We start from the raw sequence: 4,741 nt of genomic DNA, 5'->3' as shown, positions 1-4,741 counted from the left end.
GTATAAGAGACAGGCGGGAGCCAGGGCACGGGGGCGCGGCCGCCGCCGCGAGGCCGCCCGGCCGCTGGACGTGGCCGTCGTCGGCATGGCCTGCGTGTTCCCGGGCGCCGCCGACACCGCCGAGTACTGGGCCAACGTGGTCGGGGGCGTCGACGCGGTCACCGAGGTGCCGCGCGGCCGCTGGGACGCGGATCTCTACCACGCCCCCGGCCGGGCTCCCGGCCAGGATGCCCCCGGCGGGCAGGCCTCCGGCGGGCAGGCCCCCGGCCCGGATCACGGGCGGGGCGGCGGGCGGGTGCCGTCCAGGTGGGGCGGGTTCCTCCCGCCGGTCCCGTTCGACGCGCTGCGCTTCGGCATCCCGCCGAAGTCGCTGAGCAGCATAGAGCCCGGGCAGCTGCTCGCCCTCGAGGTGACCGCGCGGGCCCTGCGTGACGCCGGCTACGACAACCGGCCGTTCGACCGGTCGCGCACGTCGGTGGTCTTCGGCGCCGAGTCCGGCGCGGATCTCGCCGCCGCCCATGGTTTCCGCTCGGCCTACCCGGCCTTCTTCGGGCCGGTCCCGCCCGCCCTGGACGTACGCCTGCCGACACTGGACGAGGACTCCTTCCCCGGAATGCTCGCGAACGTCATCGCCGGGCGGGTCGCCAACCGTTTCGATCTCGGTGGTGTGAACTACACGGTCGACGCGGCATGCGCGTCCTCGCTGGCGGCGCTGGACGCCGCCTGCAAGGAGCTGGGCGGCGGCACCTCGGACCTGGTGCTCTGCGGCGGCGTGGACACGCACAACAGCATCCACGACTTCATGCTGTTCGCATCCGTCCACGCTCTGTCACCGACCGGCCGGTCCCGCAGCTTCGACGCGGCCGCCGACGGCATCTGCCTGGGGGAGGGGGTGGCCGTCGTCGTCCTCAAGCGGCTCGCCGACGCCGAACGCGACGGCGACCGCGTCCACGCGGTGATCAGAGCGGTGGCCGGGTCGAGCGACGGCCGGGCGCTGGGCATGACCGCGCCGAGCCGGGCCGGGCAGGTGCTGGCGATGGAACGGGCGTACGCGCGCGCCGGGATCTCCCCGGCCGACGTCGGCCTGGTCGAGGCGCACGCCACCGGCACGGTCGTCGGCGACAGCACGGAGCTCGCCAGCCTCACCGAGGTGTTCGCCGGCCACGGCGCGCGGCGGGGCGGCTGCGCCGTCGGCTCGGTGAAATCCCAGATCGGGCACACCAAGTGCGCCGCCGGGCTGGCCGGTCTGATCAAGACAGTGCGGGCGCTGGCGGCCGGGGTGCGCCCCCCGACGTCCAACATCACCCGGCCGAACCCGTCCTGGGACGCCGCGACCAGCCCGTTCTTCTTCGACACCGCCGCCCGGCCGTGGGCGGTGCCGGCGTCGCGGCGGCACGCCGGGGTGTCCGCGTTCGGCTTCGGCGGGACCAACTTCCACGTGGTGCTCTCCGCCTACGACGGTGCCCCCGAACCCACCCACGGGCTGGACGCCTGGCCCGCCGAGCTGTTCGTCATCCGCGGCACCGACCAGGCGGCCGCCGGCCGCACCCTGGACCGGCTCACCGAGCTGATCCGCGTCAACGACGGCGCCGGGCGGCCCTGGAAGCTGCGCGACCTGGCCGCGACGGTGGCGGTCAAGCGCGGCGGGGCGGTGCGGGTGGCGTTCGTCGCGACCAGCCTGGACGAGCTCGCCGACCTGGTGAGACGGGCCCGTGCGTTCACCCACGACCCGAAGGCCGGGATCTTCGTCGCCGGCGGCGCTCAGGGGAGGCCGGGCCGGGCCAGGACCGGCCGCGCCACGCCGGCCGGGACAGGAGAAACGGAAGGAGAGGCGGCGGAAGGGAAGACCGCCTTCCTGTTCCCGGGGCAGGGCAGCCAGCGGCCCGGGATGCTGGCGGAGCTGTTCGTGGCCTTCCCGCGGCTGCGGCACCTGCTCGAACGCGGGGAGAAGTGGGTGCCGGCGATGTTCCCGCCGGCCGCGTTCAGCCGGGCGGACACCGACGCCCAGCAGGCCGCGATCACCGACACCCGGACGGCGCAGCCGGTTCTCGGGATCGCCGGCCTCGCCATGCACGAGATCCTCACCGGCCTCGGCGTGCGCCCCGACCACCTCGGTGGCCACAGCTACGGTGAGCTGGTCGCCCTGTGTGCGGCCGGGGCCGTCGACATCGACGATCTGCTGCCGCTCAGTGAAGCCAGAGCGGACGCCATCCTGGGCGCCGCCGGCGCCTTCGCCGCGGTCTCCGTAACCGCCGCTCCCGCTGATCCCCCCGGCGCTCTCGCAACCGGCGCCCTCGCCGGCCATACCGCCGGCACCGGCCCCGCTACCGCCAGCAGCGGCCTCGCTATCGCTAGTGGCGGATCCGCTATCGCTAGTGGCGGCATCGATCCCGTCACGGCTGATCCTGGCCTGGCTGACCCCGGCCTGGCTGACCCCGGCACGATGGCGGCGGTGGCCGCCCCGGCGCGTCGGGTGCGGGAGGTGCTGGAGGCGGCCGCGGCGGGCCCGGCCGGCGGCCCGGCGGGCCCGGGCGATGTCGTGATCGCCAACCACAACGCGCCGGAACAGGCCGTGATCTCCGGTCCGACCCCCGCGGTGGAGGCCGCGGTGCGGGTGCTGGCGGCCGAAGGGCTCACCGCCAGACGGATCCCGGTGGCGTGCGCGTTCCACAGCCCGGTGGTCGCGGCCGCGGCCGGGACGTTCGCCGCCGACCTGGACAGGGTCGCGATCGCCCCGCCGTCACGGCCGGTCTGGTCCAACACGACCGCGCTGCCGTACCCGGACACCGCCGACGCGGTCCGGCGGACCCTCGCCGGCCAGGTCGCCCAGCCCGTCCGCTTCGTCGAACAGATCGAGGCGATGTACGCCGCCGGCGTACGGATCTTCGTGGAGGCCGGGCCGGGCCGGGTCCTCACCGGGCTCGTCAGCCGGATCCTGCACGGCCGGCCGCACACGGCCGTCGCCACGGACGTCCCCGGCGAACACGGGCTGCGCCGGCTCCTGCTCGCGCTGGCGGAGCTGGCGGCCGCCGGGGCCGCCGTGGACACCGCGCCCCTGTTCACCGGGCGTGACGCCCAGGTGGTCTCGGCCGCGAACTGCCCGCGCCGGCCCGGCTGGCTCGTCGACGGCCACCTGGTGCGGACGTCCGACGGCCGTCACCTGCCCGGCGGGCTGGTCCCGGCGGACGAGCTGTCCCGCCTGCCGGCCCCCGAAGCGCCGTCGTGGGCCGCGTCCCCCGGGGCGACGGAGCTGCCGACGGTGATCGTCCCACCGTCGGTGGGGAACGCCGACGCCGCCGTGATCGAGTTCCTGCGGACGACCCGTGAGCTGGTCGCCGCGCAGCGCGAGGTCATCCTGAGCTACCTGGCCGCCGCCGACCGCGCGTCGGCGCTCCCCCCGGCCGCGCTCGCGGGCGCGGAGGCCGCCCTGCCGTCGGGCGCGCTCGGCCACATCCCGCCATCGGAGCTGTACGACCACGGTCCGTTTCCGACGGCCGGGGAACAGCTTCCGTCGCTGACACCGGCTGGTCATGCCGTGCCGCTGCCCATCTCGGTGGATCAGCCCCGGTCACCCGGCCGGCCCGCCGGCCACCACGGCGCCTCGGCCGTGGTGGCCGGCGCGCGGCCGGTGTCCCGGGAGCCGGACGCGGTGCTGGGCGCGGTGGTGGAGGTGATCGTGTCCGCGACGGGCTATCCGGCCGAGATGCTGGCGGCGGACCTGGACCTCGAAGCCGACCTGGGCATCGATTCGATCAAACGGACGGAGGTCCTGGGCACGCTGGCGGAACAGCTCGGCCTCGGCATCTCCGGAGGCGGAGAGGCCGGCCCTGCCGAAGGCGGCGCGACGATGGATCTTGGCGCTGCCGGGGGCGGCCTGGCCGACGATGTCGTCGAGGAGCTCGTGGCCATCCGGACCATTCGCGGGATCGTCGACTGGATCGTCACCCGCCCGCCTGCCAGCCCCGCCACGGACACCCACCTTGCGACGAACACGTATCCCGCCGCGGACGCGGGCCTCGCGGCACACACAGACCCCGCCGCGGACGCGGACCCTCCCGTAGGCCCGGGGAACGCCGTGGCTCCGGCACCCGTCCCGGGGCTCGCACCCGTCCCGGATCCCACGGCGATTCCGGGCCCCACGGCGATCCCGGGCGGCGGGATCCTCGTGGAGGCCGTGAGCGTCGTGGAGGCCGGGAGCGGGCCGGCGGCCCCGGCAGCCGTGTCGCGGCAGGCCGGCGGCTGGCCCGATGAACGTTTCGCGGGCCCGCCGGGCCCGGGGGATTCCGCGGGCCCGGCGGCCGCGTTGCGGCGCTTCGTCGTCGAGGTCGTCGCGCTGCCGTCGCCGGGCACCCTCTCCGACCTGCTTGACCTTGCCGCGGCCGGTGCCCGCCCCGGGCCGGGGCCGCTGGCCGGCAGCCGGTTCGCCGTGGTCGAGGGCGGCCTGGGCATCGGCCTGGCGCTGACGACCCTGCTGGAGCAGCAGGGCGCGTCCGTGCGGATGTTCTCCGTGGACGACGCCTCGCTCGCCGATCAGCTTGCCGGCGGTGCCGGCGCGGACGGCGTCTGGTGGGTGTCGTCCGTGGACCGGGACGCGCCACCGGCCCTGCCCGCCGCGTTCGTCCCGATCAGGGCCGCGGTCGCCGGCGGCACCCGGCGCCTGGTCGTCGCGACCGGCGGTGGGGGCAGCTTCGGCCGCGGGGTGGGCGACGAGCCCGGCCCGAGCGTGGGGATGGCCGGTTTC

1 protein-coding gene is annotated in these 4,741 nt (G+C 76.2%); it reads left to right on the top strand.

What is annotated here, in order from left to right:
- On the top strand, nucleotides 1-4,741 hold a 4,741-nt coding region (locus NBW84_RS22685; RefSeq protein WP_250287256.1), incomplete at both ends, for a type I polyketide synthase.

The organism is Protofrankia sp. CiP1_Cm_nod2 (assembly GCF_920664355.1).
Lineage (GTDB): Bacteria > Actinomycetota > Actinomycetes > Frankiales > Frankiaceae > Protofrankia.
Note: the sequence above shows the minus strand (reverse complement) of the source record. Positions and strands in the feature narration are given on the sequence as shown.